Origin of the sequence: Pseudomonas sp. R28(2017) (assembly GCF_002112505.1) — a bacterium.
Taxonomy (GTDB): Bacteria; Pseudomonadota; Gammaproteobacteria; order Pseudomonadales; family Pseudomonadaceae; genus Aquipseudomonas.
Window position 1 is genome coordinate 275,819 of the sequence record NZ_NEHW01000001.1, and the last position, 16,541, is coordinate 292,359.

Consider the following 16,541-nt stretch of genomic DNA (forward strand, 5'->3'; position numbering starts at 1 on the left):
AGCAGACACGAAAAAGCCAGCGTAAGCTGGCTTTTTTCGTTGTGGCTTAACCGTAGGGACGCCCCGGCAAGACCGCTCCTACAAGAGGAACAGCGTTGCCAGGCCCAGGAAGATGAAGAAGCCGCCGCTGTCGGTCACGGCGGTGATCATCACGCTTGAGCCCATGGCCGGGTCGCGCCCCAGGCGCGTCAGGGTCATGGGGATCAGCACGCCCATGAAGGCCGCCAGCAACAGGTTCAGCGTCATCGCTGCGGTCATCACCACGCCCAGTGACCAGCTGCCATACAGCCAGAACGCCACCGCACCGATCACCCCACCCCAGACCAGGCCATTGAGCAGCCCTACCGCCAGCTCCTTGCGCATCAACCGGCTGGTGTTGCCTGGCGACACCTGGTCCAGCGCCATGGCGCGGACGATCATGGTGATGGTCTGGTTACCCGAGTTGCCACCGATACCGGCAACGATGGGCATCAGCGCAGCCAGCGCCACCAGTTTCTCGATCGAGCCTTCGAACAGGCCGATCACCCGCGAGGCGACGAAGGCAGTAATCAGGTTGATCGCCAGCCACGCCCAGCGGTTGCGCAGCGAACGCCAGACCGAGGCGAAGATGTCTTCCTCCTCACGCAGACCGGCCATGTTGAGGACTTCGCTTTCGCTCTCCTCACGGATCAGGTCGACCATCTCGTCGATGGTCAAACGGCCGATCAGGCGATCGCTCTTGTCCACCACCGGCGCCGACACCAGGTCATAACGCTCGAAGGCCTGAGCCGCGTCGTAGGCATCTTCCTCAGGGTGGAAAGACACGGGGTCGGTTGCCATGACCTCCGCCACTTTCTTCTCTGGGTCGTTGACCAACAGGCGCTTGATTGGCAGCACACCCTTGAGGATGCCTTCGTAGTCGACCACGAACAGTTTGTCGGTGTGGTTGGGCAGCTCTTTGAGACGGCGCAGGTAGCGCAGGACCACTTCCAGGCTGACGTCTTCGCGGATGGTAACCATCTCGAAGTCCATCAGCGCACCGACCTGCTCCTCGTCGTAGCTCAACGCCGAACGCACGCGCTCGCGCTGCTGGGCATCGAGGCTTTCCATCAGCTCGTGAACCACGTCACGCGGCAGCTCTGGCGCCAGGTCAGCCAGTTCGTCGGCGTCCATTTCCTTGGCCGCCGCCAGGATCTCGTGATCGTCCATGTCGGCGATCAGCGATTGACGAACAGAGTCGGAAACTTCGAGGAGGATGTCGCCGTCGCGATCCGAGCGCACCAGCTGCCAGACCGTCAGGCGGTCTTGCAGAGGCAGTGCTTCAAGGATATAGGCGACGTCGGCAGGGTGCAGGTCGTCCAGCTTGCGCTGCAGGTCGACGAGGTTCTGGCGGTGGACAAGGTTTTCCACCAGGTCATTGTGCTGACCTTCCTGACGGTGGGTCAGGTCTTCTACCACACGCTGGCGCTGCAGCAGTTCGACCACCTGGGCCAGACGATCCTGCAGGCTTTCTTGAGCTTTTTTTACTTCTACTTCAGTCATAGGCGAACTCCACTCCCAGCAGCGGAGCACGCCGGGAGAATCAATCAGTCAGATCTAGCTGTATGAATCTTGTTAAGGAGTAACTACTGGGTAAGTCCATGGTGGTTTTCCACAAGCCCCGGCGGGGCTGACGGGCGCAATCATACACTGCCTAAGCGGTCAGATCGCTTAAAATTTTGGCCAGAACAATCGTTTGCGTGATAAAGCTGGGACAACGCTCGAAGCCATCAGTGCGACGGCAGGCGCGCAAAAAAAAACACATCCGCCGCGCAAAAGTCTGTTGGGCCGGTTTCTGTGCAGTCTAGTCAGGCATCACTGACAAAGCAGTGAAACAGAAAACAAAAAGCCCGCTCAATTGAGCGGGCTTCTTGATTGTATGGCGGACTCAGCAGGATTCGAACCTGCGACCGCTCGGTTCGTAGCCGAGTACTCTATCCAGCTGAGCTATGAGTCCGTGGTGGTAGTTTTAGACCAGATTACCACTGGTGGGTGAAGCGACCTTGCAAGCAGAGCCACTTCGAAAGTGGCGGACTCAGCAGGATTCGAACCTGCGACCGCTCGGTTCGTAGCCGAGTACTCTATCCAGCTGAGCTATGAGTCCGTGGTTGGCAGTTTTAAACCAGATACCGCTGGTGGGTGAAGCGCCTTCGCAAGCAAAGCCACTTCAAAAGTGGCGGACTCAGCAGGATTCGAACCTGCGACCGCTCGGTTCGTAGCCGAGTACTCTATCCAGCTGAGCTATGAGTCCGCGATTGGTAGTTTTAGACCAGATTACCACTGGTGGTTTGAAGCAGCCTTGCAAGCAAAGCCACTTCAAAAGTGGCGGACTCAGCAGGATTCGAACCTGCGACCGCTCGGTTCGTAGCCGAGTACTCTATCCAGCTGAGCTATGAGTCCGCGATTGGTAGTTTTAGACCAGATTACCACTGGTGGTTTGAAGCAGCCTTGCAAGCAAAGCCACTTCAAAAGTGGCGGACTCAGCAGGATTCGAACCTGCGACCGCTCGGTTCGTAGCCGAGTACTCTATCCAGCTGAGCTATGAGTCCGTGTCTTGCCGCGCATGATAGTTCGCTGAAACATTTTTGCAAGAACTTTTTCGTTTAACTTCAACGACTTAGCGTTCTTACAGTTTACAGCGCCCTACGCAAATAATGGCGGTGAAGGGGGGATTCGAACCCCCGATACCCTTATGAGGTATACTCCCTTAGCAGGGGAGCGCCTTCGGCCACTCGGCCACCTCACCGCAACACGAGGCGAATATTAAACAGGCTCTTCCTCGTTTGCAACCCTTTTTTTGAAAAAAACTTCAAAAAAATTAAAGGCTTGGCTCCTCGTCCTTCTCTTTCTTGATCCGCAGGTAGATTTCTTCGCGGTGAACGGCCACTTCTTTCGGGGCGCTGACGCCAATACGCACCTGGTTGCCTTTCACGCCGAGCACCGTCACGGTGATCTCGCCGTCTCCAATGATCAGGCTCTCGGCGCACCGACGAGTCAGAATCAACATAGCTTTCTCCTTACGCAAAACATTCAGGGATTACAGTCTTGGGATGTCAGGCCCGGCCGTGGACGACGACACAGGGCCTGGATGATCGCCCCGCCGACAGGACAGGGCCTGCGTGGCGACCAGAAACGCGAAGGGCGCGGCTTAGCCGCGCCCTCCGGGCAACGCGTTACTCGCCCTGTCGGGCCGGAGCGTCGAGTTCGAACGCGGTGTGCAGCGCGCGCACGGCCAGCTCCAGGTACTTCTCTTCGATAACCACCGAGACCTTGATTTCCGAGGTGGAGATCATCTGGATGTTGATGCTCTCCTTGGCCAGGGCTTCGAACATGCGGCTGGCAACGCCCGCGTGGGAGCGCATGCCAACGCCGACGATCGACACCTTGGCGATCTTGGTGTCGCCGATCACTTCACGGGCACCGATTTCACGTGCGGTGTTTTCCAGCACGCTGTGGGCCTTCTCGTACTCGTTGCGGTGCACGGTGAAGGTGAAGTCGGTGGTGTTATCGTGGGAAACGTTCTGTACGATCATGTCCACTTCGATGTTCGAAGCGCTGATCGGGCCGAGGATCTTGAAGGCAACGCCCGGGGTGTCCGGCACGCCGCGAATGGTCAGCTTGGCCTCATCACGGTTGAAGGCGATACCGGAAATGATCGGCTGTTCCATGGATTCCTCTTCATCAATGGTAATGAGGGTACCTGGACCCTCCTTGAAGCTGTGCAGCACGCGCAGCGGAACGTTGTACTTGCCGGCGAACTCCACCGAGCGGATCTGCAGCACCTTGGAGCCGAGGCTGGCCATTTCCAGCATCTCTTCGAAGGTGATCTTCTCCAGGCGGCGGGCCTGCGGCACGACGCGCGGGTCAGTGGTGTAGACGCCATCGACGTCGGTGTAGATCTGGCACTCGTCTGCCTTCAGCGCAGCCGCCAGGGCCACGCCGGTGGTGTCGGAGCCACCACGGCCGAGGGTGGTAATGCTGCCGTGCTCGTCGACACCCTGGAAACCGGCCACCACGACCACGCGGCCTTCCTTGAGGTCGGCACGGATCTTCTGGTCGTCGATCTGCAGGATGCGCGCTTTATTGTGCGCGCTGTCGGTGAGGATGCGCACCTGGTTGCCGGTGTAGGACACCGCTGGCACACCACGCTTGATCAAGGCCATGGTCAGCAGGGCAATGGTGACCTGCTCACCGGTCGATACGATCACGTCCAGTTCACGTGGAACCGGCTGATCGGTGATCTGCTTGGCCAGATCGATCAGGCGATTGGTTTCACCGCTCATGGCCGACAGCACAACCACCAGGTCGTCGCCCGCTTCACGGTGTTTCTTGACCTTTTCGGCTACCTGCTCGATCCGCTCGATGGAACCGACAGAGGTGCCGCCAAATTTCTGTACGATCAACGCCATTTCAATGGTGCCTCAGCCCATACCGGGCCTCAAAAAAACCATCCAACATGAAGAGGCGGATGACTAGACCACCCGCCCCTTCATCTCAAAGTCCCTGCTCTGCGAACGGCACGGCCAGCGCCAGGGCCTGGTCCAGTGCAGCGACGTCGACGCCACCACCCTGGGCCATGTCCGGACGGCCACCGCCCTTGCCACCCACTGCCGCAGCGGCTTGTTTCATCAGGTCACCAGCCTTGAGTTGGCTGGAGAGGTCCTTGGTCACGCCGGCCACCAGCACGACCTTGCCCTCATGCTCGCTGCCCAGCAGGATCACTGCGTGGCCGAGCTTGTTCTTCAGCTGATCGACCAGGGCCAGCAATGCCTTGCCATCCTGCCCATCCAGGCGGGCGGCAAGCACCTTGGCACCCTTGACCTCAACGGCCGCATTGGAGAGATCGTCCCCCGCGGCGCTGGCGGCCTTGGCCTGCAGCTGCTCGAGCTGCTTTTCCAGCTGGCGGTTGCGCTCGAGCACAGCCGACAGCTTGTCGATCAGGTTGTCACGGTTGCCCTTGACCAGCTGCGCGGCTTCCTTGACCTGCTCTTCGGCAGCGTTCAGGTAGGCCAGTGCAGCGGCACCGGTAACCGCTTCGATACGGCGCACGCCCGAGGCCACGCCGCCTTCGCTGATGATCTTGAACAGGCTGATATCGCCGGTGCGCTTGGCGTGGATACCGCCGCACAGCTCGACGGAGAAATCGCCGCCCATGCTCAGGACGCGCACGGTATCGCCGTACTTCTCGCCGAACAGGGCCATGGCACCCTTGGCCTTGGCGGTTTCGATATCGGTCAGCTCGGTTTCAACCGGGGTGTTCTTGCGCACTTCACGGTTGACGATGTCTTCCAGGGCCTTGATCTGCGCAGGCGTTACCGCTTCGAAGTGGCTGAAGTCGAAACGCAGGCGCTGGCTGTCGACCAGCGAGCCCTTCTGCTGCACGTGCTCGCCCAGCACCTGGCGCAGCGCTTCGTGCAGCAGGTGGGTGGCCGAGTGGTTCAGCGAGGTGGCGTGCTGCACGTCGGCATCGACCTTGGCCTCGACTGGCGATCCGATGACCAGCGCACCGCTGGCGACCACGCCGTGGTGCAGGAAGGCACCGCCCGTCTTGGTGGTGTCGCGCACGTCAAAGCGCGCTGCGCCGGCTTGCAGGAAGCCGCTGTCACCGACCTGGCCACCGGATTCGGCGTAGAACGGCGTGCGGTCGAGGACCACGACGCCCTGCTCGCCTTCACCCAGCTGGTCGACCGACTGGCCATCCTTGTACAGGGCGATGATCTTGCCCTGGCCTTCGGTGGCGTCATAACCGAGGAATTCGGTGGCGCTGTCGACCTTGACCAGGCTGTTGTAGTCCAGGCCGAAGCTGCTGGCGGAACGGGCACGCTCGCGCTGGGCCTCCATTTCACGCTCGAAGCCGGCTTCGTCGATGGTCAGCTCGCGCTCGCGGGCGATGTCGGCGGTCAGGTCCATCGGGAAGCCGTAGGTGTCATACAGCTTGAACACCACGTCGCCCGGGACCACGTCGCCCTCGAGTTGGGCCAGGTCCTGCTCGAGGATGCGCAGGCCCTGCTCCAGGGTCTTGGCGAACTGCTCTTCTTCAGCCTTGAGCACGCGCTCGATGTGCGCCTGCTGATTCTTCAGCTCAGGGAAGGCTTCGCCCATCTCGGCGGCCAAAGCGCCGACGATCTGGTAGAAGAAGCTGCCCTTGGCGCCCAGCTTGTTGCCGTGGCGGCAAGCGCGACGGATGATGCGGCGCAGCACGTAGCCACGGCCTTCGTTGGACGGCAGCACGCCGTCGGCAATCAGGAAGCCGCAGGAACGGATGTGGTCGGCAACCACTTTCAGCGAAGCCTGGCCGTCGTTGCTGCAACCGATGGCCTTGGCCGCGGCAGACAGCAGGTTCTGGAACAGGTCGATCTCGTAGTTCGAGTGCACGTGCTGCATGACCGCACTGATGCGCTCCAGGCCCATGCCGGTGTCAACCGACGGCGCTGGCAGCGGGTGCAGCACGCCGTCGGCGGTGCGGTTGAACTGCATGAAGACGTTGTTCCAGATCTCGATGTAGCGATCGCCGTCTTCTTCCGGCGAGCCGGGTGGGCCGCCCCAGATGTCGGCGCCGTGGTCGTAGAAGATCTCGGTGCATGGGCCGCACGGGCCGGTGTCGCCCATGGTCCAGAAGTTGTCGGAGGCGTACGGGGCGCCCTTGTTGTCGCCGATGCGCACCATGCGCTCGGCCGGCACGCCGACTTCCTTGGTCCAGATGTCGTAGGCTTCGTCGTCAGAGGCGTAGACGGTGACCCAGAGCTTTTCCTTGGGCAGGTTCAGCCACTTGTCGGAGGTCAGGAAGGTCCAGGCGAAGGTGATCGCGTCGCGCTTGAAGTAGTCACCGAAGCTGAAGTTGCCCAGCATTTCGAAGAAGGTGTGGTGACGCGCGGTGTAGCCGACGTTTTCCAGGTCGTTGTGCTTGCCACCGGCACGCACGCACTTCTGGCTGCTGACGGCACGGGTGTAGGCACGCTTCTCGGCACCGAGGAAGCAGTCCTTGAACTGGTTCATGCCAGCGTTGGTGAACAGCAGGGTCGGGTCGTTGTTCGGGATCAGCGAACTGGAGGCGACTCGGGTATGGCCCTGCTCTTCGAAGAAGCGGAGGAAGGCTTCACGGATTTCTGCGCTTTTCATAGGTTCTTCCACGGAAACGGCGGCCCTTGGGGGCAAACACGTCGACGAAACGACGGCAAAGGGCCGCATTATATCGGTCCTGCAAGCAAGGTGCAGTGTGTTTATGCGATAGAAAGCGTCGATTGGACGGCTTTTGAAGCGCTTGCAGACAAAATGACATGACCGGATGCTAAATGCAGCCTTTCGCCACTGGCAAGCCAATTACCGCCCAAGGGAAGGGAAAATGGAACAGGCGGTGAATTAAAAGGTTTTCATGAGCGCTCGCAGCCGGAACCGAGTCGCCCGCTCCCACAGGTACTGCACTGGCGTCGAACCTTGTGCGGTCCCTGTGGGAGCGGGCGTGCCCGCGAAGAAGACAACGCCGGCCTCAGCCCAGGCGCTGCCCCGAATCAGGCACGATCAGGATGCCGGCGCGCAGGCCATTCTTGACCCTGGGATTGGGGAAAATGATCCGCGCCCCCTCCTCCTCGACCACCCAGCGCATTTCCGCCAGGTCCTCGGCCAGCAGGTAACCCTTGCTCAGCTCGGAAAAGTTCTCGATGTCCGCCGGCAAGTGCAAGTGGAAGCTGTCACTGTGCTTGATGATCTCGCGGGCGACACTGAACAGCTTCAGACCGTCCAGCGAACCGTCGATCTCGGGCTCGGTATCCTCGATGATACGAATCAACCGCTCTTCGAGCTTGTCCAGGTTGACCTGCTCGTTCTGCCCGAACGGCCGTGCCTTGCCGAGCTCCAGTGTAAAGGCCTCGGCCTCCAGCTGTTCGTAGGTGAAGGCGCTGAAGGTGATCGACGACTTGCTCTGCAACAGCACCGCCTCCATGCCGGCTGCCGCCAGGCGGGCCAGCTCGCGCCGGGAATGCTTGCGCCCCTCTTTGTAAGGGTACAGGGCAAACTGCTCGATCTTCGAACCGCGAATGGCGGTATGCAGGTCGTAATGCAGGCGGGTGCGCTCAGGTTTGCTGAAGAACACCCGGGCAAACTGCTCCAGCTCAGCCGCACGCAATGCCTCGAAACCGCTGGAGAGCTCGTGGCGACCGTTGAACAGCCGGTTGATATCCTGCTCGACGAAACGCTCGCCCTTGCGGATGGCGACCGGGTTGCCGAACAGGAACAGAATCCGCGCGCGCGGCTTGATCTTGCCGTTGGCCACGCCATGCAGCAGCCTTTCGAGCAGCTCGATCGGTGCTGTCTCGTTGCCGTGGATACCGGCCGAAAGCAGCAGGTCCAGCCCACAATCCTCGCTTTCGGGCGGACGCACTTCCAGTGCGCCCTCCCCCAGCCAGCGCAACCGCACGCCCTTGGGTGTCACTTGAGTCTTCTCAGCCGGCTCGTGATCGGTCAGGGTCAGCTCGAGCAATTTGCCAAGGGCGAGCATAGGCGCTTCCTTAGTGGTGGTGGCCGCAGTCGGGGCCATGGACGTGATCGTCATCTTCGCCGACCTCTGCCGGCTCCATTTCCAGCTGCAGGCTGACCAGGTTGGTGGCCATCGGGCGCAGCAGCAGGTTGGCGTATTCGACATCGCCTTCCTCGACATCCACGCCGATCAGCAGCTGGCCACGGCCATCCTGCTGAACCCAAACTTCCTTGCCTTGCCAGACAATGGCAAAACGCGTGCAGGAGGTTTCCAGCTGGGTGCCGTCTACATCTTCGAGGATCAGGCGCAGGGCGTCGGTCATGGGTAATTCTCTCTTCAAGGTTGGCGTTGGAACGGGTACACCGAGCCCAACTTCAGGATCTGGGTCAACTCATCCAGCGCGGTACGGCATTCCAGCAGCAGCTGCGGGTCGGCAAGGTCGGCTTCGCCAAGGCGATCGCGGTAGTGCTTGTCGACCCACTGCACCAGGGTGTCGTACAGCGGGGCGGTCATGATAACGCCTGGATTGACCGCCGCCAGTTCCGATTCCTTCAATGCCACGCGCAAACGCAGGCAAGCCGGGCCACCGCCGTTCTGCATGCTCTGCTTGAGGTCGAACACCTTGACCTCCTTCACCGCGCCGCCCTGGGCGGTCAACTGGCCGAGGTAGGCCCAGACCCGCTCGTTGTTGCGGCACTCTTCCGGCACCACCAGCAGCATCGAGCCATCGTCACGGCTGAGCAGCTGGCTGTTGAACAGGTAGGACCGCACTGCATCCTCTACCGTTACCGCCGCGCGAGGCACACGGATGGCCTGGAAGTTGCCACCCTTGCTGGCCAGTTTAGCCTGCAGCTGGCCAAGCACCGCGTCGGTCTCCAGGAAAGCGTCCTCGTGGTAGAACAGCACTTCGCCGTTACCGACCGAAATCACATCGTTGTGGAACACGCCCTGGTCGATCACCGCCGGGTTCTGTTGAGCGTAGACCACACCGTCGTCGCTCAGGCCGTGCAGCCTGGCCACGGCCTGCGAGGCCTCCAGGGTCTGGCGCGCCGGGTATTTCTGCGGTGCGGGGTAGCGGCTGTCGAAGGCGCTGCGGCCATAGACGAAAAACTCGACCCCGGCCTCGCCGTATTCGCGACAGAAGCGCGTGTGGTTGGCCGCGCCCTCGTCGCCGAACTGTGCCACGGCAGGCAGTGCTTGGTGGTGGGCAAAGTGTTTCTCGTTGTTGAACATCGCCGCCAGCACGCGGCTGGTGGTCGGGTGCTCGATGCTGCGGTGGTACTTGCAATTGAGGTTTGCGGCCGTGAAGTGCACGCGGCCATCAGCGGTGTCGGCACTCGGGCTGACGGTGGCGGCGTTGGCCACCCACATGCTCGAGGCCGAGCAGCTGGCGACCAGCAAGGGCATGGCCTCCTTGGCGGCACGCTGGATCACCTCGGCATCGCTGCCGCTGAAGCCCAGGCGACGCAAGGCGGCCACGTCCGGGCGCTCCTGCGGCGCCAGCACGCCCTGCTTGAAGCCCAGGTCGGCCAGCGCTTTCATCTTGGCCAGGCCCTGGCGCGCCGCTTCCCGCGGGTTGGACCCTTGCTGGCTGTTGCTCTGCGAAGCCACGTTACCGTAGGACAGGCCGCCGTAGTTGTGGGTAGGCCCCACCAGGCCATCAAAATTCACTTCATAGGATTTCATCGGCTAGGCTCCGTGACCTGTTGTTATAGGGTGACGCCCGGCGTCAGGGTCGCCGGCAAGGCAAGGCTGGCGGTCTCCAGCGAAGCCACGGGGTACGCGCAGTAATCGGCTGCGTAATACGCACTGGCGCGGTGGTTGCCACTGGCGCCCACGCCCCCGAACGGCGCGCTGCTGGCGGCGCCGGTCAACTGCTTGTTCCAGTTGACGATGCCGGCGCGGCTGCGCAGCCAGAAGTACTGGTAACGCGCACGGGAATCGGACAACAGGCCGGCGGCCAGGCCGTACTGGGTGTTGTTGGCCTCGTCGATGGCGGCATCGAAATCGGCGTAGCGGATTACCTGCAGCAGCGGGCCGAAGAACTCTTCGTCCGGGCGCTCGGCCACCGCCGTGACATCGAGAATGCCGGGCGTGAGCAGCGCGGCGCCGGCCTGGGGCTGGGTCATGGCCAGCAGCTTCACGGCGCCCTTGGCCAGCAGTTCGGCCTGGGCCGCGATCAGGGCCTGCGCGGCCTGCAGCGAGATCACCGAGCCCATGAACGGCGCCGGCTGCTGGTCGAAGGCACCGACGGTAATGCTTTGGCAGACCTCGACCAGCCGTGCGACCAGCGCATCGCCCCAGGCGCCCTGCGGCACCAGCAGACGGCGGGCACAGGTGCAGCGCTGGCCGGCAGAGATAAACGCCGACTGGATGATGGTGTACACCGCGGCATCCAGGTCCTTGACCTCATCCACCACCAGCGGGTTGTTACCGCCCATTTCCAGGGCGAGGATCTTGTCCGGGCGGCCGGCGAACTGCTGGTGCAGCAGGTTGCCAGTGCGGCTGGAGCCGGTAAAGAACAGGCCGTCGATACCTGGGTTGGCAGCCAGCGCCACGCCGGTTTCACGGGCGCCCTGCACCAGATTGAGCACACCGGCCGGCAGGCCGGCGGCGACCCAGCAGTTGACCGTCAGCTCCGCGACCTTGGGAGTAAGCTCGCTGGGCTTGAACACCACGCAGTTGCCCGCCAGCAGCGCCGGTACGATATGGCCATTGGGCAAATGGCCGGGGAAGTTGTAAGGGCCGAACACCGCCACCACGCCATGGGGCTTGTGCCGCAGCACGGCCGTGGCATCGGCCAGCGGGCCGCTCTTCTCGCCGGTACGTTCGCGGTAGCTCTGCACCGAGATCGCCACCTTGTTGACCATGCTGGTCACTTCCGTGGCCGATTCCCACAGCGGTTTGCCGGTTTCCTCACCGATGCAGTGGGCCAGCGCCTCGGCATGCTGCTTCAGCTGTTCGGCGAACTTCTCCAGCACATCGATACGCGCGTCCAGGCTCAGCTGTGCCCAGGCCGGGAATGCCTGGCGGGCAGCCTTGACGGCTGCGTCCACCTGGCCGGCATCGGCGCCCTGCCCTTGCCAGACGACCGCCTGAGTCACCGGGTTGAGCGATTGCAGGGCCTCGCCCTGGCCAGCCAGCCAGTTGCCTGCGATGTAATGCGTGGTCATTTACTGGGCCTCCCGGCTTGCCGACAGTGGCACGGCACGTACGTTGTCGCCAGCGCCCATGCGCAGGCGCTTGGCGGTCAGCGGGTCGACCACCAGGGTGCCTGCTGCCAGGCGTGCGGGCGCTGCCGTGATGCGGCAGTCGTCGCGCTTGCGGTTGTGAATGATGTACGGGGTCGCGTCATCGCCCGGCGTACCCACGGCCAGCACCAGGGTCTCGCTCTCGCGCACGGCGCGGATCTTCGAGGTCTCGCACTCGATGGCCGGCCCGGCGTCGAAGATGTCGACGTAGCCCTGATAGCTGAAGCCTTCCTGCTTGAGCATCGCCAGCGCCGGCTCCGTGTCGGTGTGCACGCGGCCGATGACACTGCGCGCGGCTTCGGAAAGGAAGCAGGTGTACAGCGGGAACTTGGGCATCAGCTCGGCAATGAATGACTTGTTGCCCACGCCGGTGAGGTAGTCGGCCTGACTGAACTCCATCTTGAAGAAGTGCCGACCCAGGCTTTCCCAGAACGGCGAGCGGCCTTGCTCGTCGGACATGCCGCGCATTTCGGCGATGATCTTGTTGCCGAACAGTTCAGGGAACTCGGCAATGAACAGCATGCGCGCACGCGACAGCAGGCGGCCGTTGAGCCCGGAGCGGTAATCGCTGCGCAGGAACAGCGAGCACAGCTCGGAGTTGCCGGTCAGGTCGTTGGCCAGGAACAGCGTGGGGATTTCGCGGTAGATCTTCAGTTCCTGGGAGGCGCTGACCGTCAGGCCGACCCGGTAGTTGTACCAGGGTTCACGCAGGCCCACGGCACCGGCGATGGCGCTGATGCCGACCACCAGGCCTTCATCGTTCTCCAGCACGAACAGGTAGTCGGTGTCGCCACGCTCGGCTTCGCCACGGAAGCTCTTTTCGGCCCAGCCGACACGATGGGCAAGGCGCTCCTCGTTGGCCGGCAGGGTAGTGAGCCCGGTGGTGCCGGTGCTGCGTGCCAACTCGATCAGCGCGGGTAAATCGCTGCTGCGTACGGGACGAACGATCATGCTATCTCCTTGTGCGGCGGCCAGTGCCTGCCGCGAAACTCACTGTTGCAGCCCGGCCTTGGCTCAGGCCGCGACCAACCGCACGCTGGCGCCTTCACCGACGCCCAGGGCGTCGGCCGCTTCACTGCTCAAGCTGACCGGCTTGCCTGGCACCCAGTCCAGGTCCAGCAGCACTGCGCGGTAATCCTGCAACTGGCCATTGCACACCAGGTAGGGGCGCCCACCCTTGACCGGGGCATCGTCCACCTTCACGGGCACCACGCGGCTCTGCGCGATCGAGCGAATGCCCGAGGCACGCGCATGCAGGGTCGGCCCGCCGTCGAAGATGTCGATGTAGTGCTCGGTCTCGAAGCCTTCGCGCATGAGGATGTCGAAGGTAATTTGCGCCCGCGGGTGCACCTGGCCCATGGCCTCCTGGGCCTCATCAGGCAGCAGCGGCACGTAGATGGGGTAATGGGGCATCAGCTCGGCCAGGAAGGTACGGCTTTTCAGGCCGCACAGGCGCTCGGCGTCGGCGTAGTTGAGGTCGAAGAAATTGCGGCCGATCGAATCCCAGAACGGCGATTCGCCCTGCTCGTCGCTGTAGCCGACGATTTCGGTGACCACCGAATCGGCGAAGCGCTCCGGGTGCGAGGCCATGAACAGCAGACGGCCACGGGAGTTGAGCTCCGCCCAGCCACTGTTCACCAGTTCGGGCAGCACATAGAAGCTGGTCAGCAGGCTGTTGCCGGTCAAGTCGTGGCACAGCGACAGGACATGGATCTTGTTGTGGATCTTCAGCTCGCGCGAGGCGTGCACGAAGGTCTCGTTGCGGAAGCTGTAGAACGGCTCGGAGTAGCCGGCCGAGGCGACGATGGCCGAGCAGCCGGCGAGCTTGCCGGTGTCGCTGTCTTCGAGCACGAAGAAGTAGCTCTCTTCGCCGTTGAAACTGACTTCAGCGGCGAAGGAGGTTTCCGAGGCGGCAATCTTGTCGCCCAGGCGGGCGGCATCGTCCGGCAGCGAGGTGACACCAACGGGGCTGTCGGCAGCCATGCGCTGCACTTCGTTCAGATCAGCCATTTGCGCGGGGCGCATCACCAGCATGGTGTCACTCCTTTGGAAAACGGGCCGTTCACGACGGCACGGAAAAACGGCGGGTGCCTCAGCACCCGCACTGGAATTCGGAGTTCACCGGCGCGGCGCCTTGAAAAGCCCGGGCCGGTGAACGGACCGCAGGCGGATCAGCCCTTGGTCAGTTGCGCCACAGCGCGCTCGAAGCGGTCCAGGCCTTCGTCGATGTCGGCATCTTCGACCACCAGGCTTGGGGCGAAGCGGACCACATCCGGGCCGGCCTGCAGCACCATCACGCCTTGTTTTTCAGCCGCGTTGAGCACGTCCTTGGCCTTGCCCTGCCAGGCTTCGGTCAGCACGCAGCCGATCAGCAGGCCGACGCCGCGCACCTGGCTGAACAGGCCGTACTGCTGGCCGATCTTTTCCAGGCGGGACTTGAAGCGCTCGTGCTTGGCCTTGATGCCAGCGAGGGTCTCTGGGGTGTTGACCACGTCCAGCACGGCGCAGGCGACGGCGCAGCCCAGTGGGTTGCCGCCGTAGGTGGTGCCGTGGGTGCCGACGGCCAGGTGCTTGGCGATGTCGGTGGTGGTCAGCATGGCGCCGATCGGGAAGCCGCCGCCCAGGCTTTTGGCGCTGGTCAGGATGTCCGGGGTCACACCGTAGTGCTGGTACGCATACAGCGAGCCGGTGCGGCCGACGCCGGTCTGCACTTCGTCGAAGATCAGCAGGGCGTTGTGCTCGTCGCACAGCTTGCGCGCGCCTTCCAGGTAAGCCTTGTCGGCCGGCACCACACCGCTCTCGCCCTGGATCGGTTCGATCACCACGGCGCAGGTCTTATCGGAAATCTGTGCCTTCAGCGCTTCCAGGTCGTTGTAAGGCACGTGGCTGATGCCGGTGATCTTCGGGCCGAAGCCGTCGGAGTACTTCGGCTGGCCACCGACGCTGACGGTGAACAGGGTGCGACCGTGGAAGCTGTTCACGGTGGCGATGATCTCGTGCTTCTCAGGGCCGAAGCGGTCGTGGGCGACGCGACGGGCCAGCTTGAAGGCGGCCTCGTTGGACTCGGCGCCGGAGTTGCAGAAGAACGCACGGTCGGCAAAGGTGGCGTCGACCAGCTTGTGCGCCAGGCGCAGGGCCGGTTCGTTGGTGAAGACGTTGGAGACGTGCCAGAGGGTGTTGGCCTGTTCGGTCAGGGCCTTGACCAGTGCCGGGTGGCAGTGGCCCAGGGCGTTCACCGCGATGCCGCCGGCAAAGTCGATGAGTTCGCGGCCCGACTGGTCCCTGACACGGGAACCCTCGCCTCGCACAGGAATGAAGGCCGCCGGAGAATAGTTGGGGACCATGACCTGGTCGAAATCGGCACGTTGCACCGGGGCTTGCTCAACGGACATCTGAGTCTCCTGAAGAGGAACGCTGGCCTGGAAGTGGCGAGCGATGGGGGGATTGTAAGGACTGATCCGCGCCTGTCCTTGCGGCCAAGCGACAACTTGTTACAGCGCAAAACCCAGTTTTACCCAGGCTTTCGGCAATGCGACAAACACTGTCGCAATCGCGCAGTGTACGGGAGAGAGGGGGCTGGGTGAACGGGTGTGCACATTAACAACAGTGGCTGCCTGTACCGGCCTCTTCGCGGGCGCGCCCGCTCCCACAGGCTTCGTGCAGGGCTTGAAGCTTATGCTGTCCTGTGGGAGCGGGCATGCCCGCGAAAGGGCCGGAACAGGAGATAGAAGAATCAGCCCTTTTCGGCAGGCGCCGAGCTCAGCTCGAAGGGGCTGCTGCTGCGCCGCTGGTTGCGGTCTTCCCGCGGCGTGGCGCCGAAGAAGTTGCGATAGGCACTGGAAAAATGCGGCCCCGAGGAAAAGCCACAGGACAGCCCGATCTGGATGATCGACTTGCTGGTCTGCATCAGCATCTGCCGCGCTTTGTTCAATCGCAGCTCCAGGTAATACTGGCTCGGCACGCGGTTCAGGTACTGCTTGAAGATCCGCTCCAGCTGCCGGCGCGACACGCACACATGCTGGGCAATTTCATCAGTGGTCAGCGGCTCTTCGATGTTGGCTTCCATCAACAGCACCGCCTGGGTCAGCTTCGGATGGCTCGAGCCAAGGCGGTTCTGCAGCGGAATGCGCTGGCGCTCGCCACCTTCGCGAATGCGCTCGACCACCAGCTCCTCGGACACCGCCCCGGCAAGCTCGGCCCCGTGATCGCGGGCCAGCACCGCCAGCAGCAGGTCGGTCACGGCCATGCCACCACAGGCGGTCAGGCGATCACGGTCCCAGTCGAACAAGTGGCTGGTGGCAATCACCTTGGGAAAGCGCTCGGCAAAGTCGTCCTGCCAGCGCCAGTGCACCGCCGCACGGTAGCCATCGAGCAGACCGAGCATGGCCAGTGGGTATACCCCGGCGGACAGGCCACCGATCATGCAGCCACTGCGCGCCAGTTGCTTGAGCGCCGCCGACAGCGCCGAGCCCACCGCCTGGGGCAGATCGTCGGCCAACAGAAACAGCTTGTGGCAGCCTTCCAGTCGCCCATTCCACGGCTCGCCCGGCAAGCGCCAGGCGCCCTCCTCGGCGGGCTCCGCCTGGAGGAAGACGATCTCGTAGACCACCTCCGGATGCACCCGCTGGGCCACCTGCAACACTTCCTCCGCCAGCGCCAGGGTCAAAGGCTTGGTGCTAGGCCAGATGAGAAAACCGATTCGCTGGGTGGTCATAGGGTGCGGTCCGAAACCTTGGGATCGTTCGAGTCTGTGGCGCCAGGGCAGGCTGCGCTCGCTGCGCAGCATGCCCTATTCTGGT

Annotated in this window: 12 protein-coding genes and 6 tRNA genes; all 18 read right to left on the reverse strand. The window is 62.8% G+C overall.

Translation table 11 applies throughout. From position 1 onward, the window contains the following. Positions 1–78 precede the first annotated feature (78 nt). Positions 79–1,521, reverse strand: coding sequence for a magnesium transporter (gene mgtE, locus CAF78_RS01225; protein ID WP_085675859.1), 1,443 nt, complete (start codon positions 1,519–1,521; stop codon positions 79–81). A 377-nt stretch (positions 1,522–1,898) separates the two neighbouring features. Beyond that, positions 1,899–1,975 (reverse strand) — tRNA-Arg (locus CAF78_RS01230). A 70-nt stretch (positions 1,976–2,045) separates the two neighbouring features. After that, positions 2,046–2,122, reverse strand: a tRNA-Arg gene (locus CAF78_RS01235). A 70-nt stretch (positions 2,123–2,192) separates the two neighbouring features. After that, positions 2,193–2,269, reverse strand: a tRNA-Arg gene (locus tag CAF78_RS01240). Between the two features lie 72 nt (positions 2,270–2,341). Beyond that, a tRNA-Arg gene (locus tag CAF78_RS01245) sits at positions 2,342–2,418 on the reverse strand. A 72-nt stretch (positions 2,419–2,490) separates the two neighbouring features. Continuing rightward, positions 2,491–2,567, reverse strand: a tRNA-Arg gene (locus CAF78_RS01250). A gap of 106 nt (positions 2,568–2,673) precedes the next feature. Beyond that, positions 2,674–2,764: transfer RNA gene (locus CAF78_RS01255), tRNA-Ser, on the reverse strand. 72 nt (positions 2,765–2,836) lie between these two features. Then, complete coding sequence (gene csrA / locus CAF78_RS01260) at positions 2,837–3,025, reverse strand: carbon storage regulator CsrA (protein ID WP_003254503.1); 189 nt, start codon at positions 3,023–3,025, stop codon at positions 2,837–2,839. Positions 3,026–3,191: 166 nt separating this feature from the next. Further along, complete coding sequence (locus tag CAF78_RS01265; protein WP_085675858.1) at positions 3,192–4,427, reverse strand: aspartate kinase; 1,236 nt, start codon at positions 4,425–4,427, stop codon at positions 3,192–3,194. 85 nt (positions 4,428–4,512) lie between these two features. Further along, the gene (gene alaS, locus CAF78_RS01270; RefSeq protein ID WP_085675857.1) at positions 4,513–7,137 is read right to left on the reverse strand and encodes an alanine--tRNA ligase; all 2,625 of its coding nucleotides are present in this window, start codon (positions 7,135–7,137) and stop codon (positions 4,513–4,515) included. 367 nt (positions 7,138–7,504) lie between these two features. After that, entirely contained in the window at positions 7,505–8,512 is a 1,008-nt protein-coding gene (gene astE / locus CAF78_RS01275) for a succinylglutamate desuccinylase (RefSeq protein ID WP_085675856.1), read from the reverse strand. 10 nt (positions 8,513–8,522) lie between these two features. Continuing rightward, a complete protein-coding gene (locus tag CAF78_RS01280) occupies positions 8,523–8,813 on the reverse strand; it encodes a topoisomerase II (RefSeq protein ID WP_085675855.1) in 291 nt (96 codons plus the stop codon). A 14-nt stretch (positions 8,814–8,827) separates the two neighbouring features. Next, entirely contained in the window at positions 8,828–10,177 is a 1,350-nt protein-coding gene (gene astB, locus CAF78_RS01285) for an N-succinylarginine dihydrolase (RefSeq protein ID WP_085675854.1), read from the reverse strand. Positions 10,178–10,200: 23 nt separating this feature from the next. Then, positions 10,201–11,664, reverse strand: coding sequence for a succinylglutamate-semialdehyde dehydrogenase (gene astD / locus CAF78_RS01290; RefSeq protein WP_085675853.1), 1,464 nt, complete (start codon positions 11,662–11,664; stop codon positions 10,201–10,203). Next, complete coding sequence (gene astA, locus CAF78_RS01295) at positions 11,665–12,693, reverse strand: arginine N-succinyltransferase (RefSeq protein ID WP_085675852.1); 1,029 nt, start codon at positions 12,691–12,693, stop codon at positions 11,665–11,667. It lies immediately after the preceding gene. Positions 12,694–12,756: 63 nt separating this feature from the next. Next, positions 12,757–13,776, reverse strand: coding sequence for an arginine/ornithine succinyltransferase subunit alpha (gene aruF, locus CAF78_RS01300; RefSeq protein ID WP_085675851.1), 1,020 nt, complete (start codon positions 13,774–13,776; stop codon positions 12,757–12,759). A 137-nt stretch (positions 13,777–13,913) separates the two neighbouring features. Further along, on the reverse strand, positions 13,914–15,134 hold the full coding sequence (locus CAF78_RS01305; RefSeq protein ID WP_085675850.1) for an aspartate aminotransferase family protein: 1,221 nt from the start codon (positions 15,132–15,134) through the stop codon (positions 13,914–13,916). A gap of 341 nt (positions 15,135–15,475) precedes the next feature. Continuing rightward, positions 15,476–16,456, reverse strand: coding sequence for a transcriptional regulator ArgR (gene argR / locus CAF78_RS01310; protein WP_085675849.1), 981 nt, complete (start codon positions 16,454–16,456; stop codon positions 15,476–15,478). Between the last annotated feature and the right edge of the window lie 85 nt (positions 16,457–16,541).

Bases quoted from the DNA above. Each gene is read 5' to 3' on its own strand.
- mgtE (WP_085675859.1), bottom strand. From the start codon at position 1,521: ATGACTGAAGTAGAAGTAAAAAAAGCTCAAGAAAGCCTGCAGGATCGT.
- CAF78_RS01305 (WP_085675850.1), bottom strand. From the start codon at position 15,134: ATGTCCGTTGAGCAAGCCCCGGTGCAACGTGCCGATTTCGACCAGGTC.
- aruF (WP_085675851.1), bottom strand. From the start codon at position 13,776: ATGCTGGTGATGCGCCCCGCGCAAATGGCTGATCTGAACGAAGTGCAG.
- astA (WP_085675852.1), bottom strand. From the start codon at position 12,693: ATGATCGTTCGTCCCGTACGCAGCAGCGATTTACCCGCGCTGATCGAG.
- csrA (WP_003254503.1), bottom strand. From the start codon at position 3,025: ATGTTGATTCTGACTCGTCGGTGCGCCGAGAGCCTGATCATTGGAGAC.
- CAF78_RS01265 (WP_085675858.1), bottom strand. From the start codon at position 4,427: ATGGCGTTGATCGTACAGAAATTTGGCGGCACCTCTGTCGGTTCCATC.
- astD (WP_085675853.1), bottom strand. From the start codon at position 11,664: ATGACCACGCATTACATCGCAGGCAACTGGCTGGCTGGCCAGGGCGAG.
- alaS (WP_085675857.1), bottom strand. From the start codon at position 7,137: ATGAAAAGCGCAGAAATCCGTGAAGCCTTCCTCCGCTTCTTCGAAGAG.
- astE (WP_085675856.1), bottom strand. From the start codon at position 8,512: ATGCTCGCCCTTGGCAAATTGCTCGAGCTGACCCTGACCGATCACGAG.
- argR (WP_085675849.1), bottom strand. From the start codon at position 16,456: ATGACCACCCAGCGAATCGGTTTTCTCATCTGGCCTAGCACCAAGCCT.
- CAF78_RS01280 (WP_085675855.1), bottom strand. From the start codon at position 8,813: ATGACCGACGCCCTGCGCCTGATCCTCGAAGATGTAGACGGCACCCAG.
- astB (WP_085675854.1), bottom strand. From the start codon at position 10,177: ATGAAATCCTATGAAGTGAATTTTGATGGCCTGGTGGGGCCTACCCAC.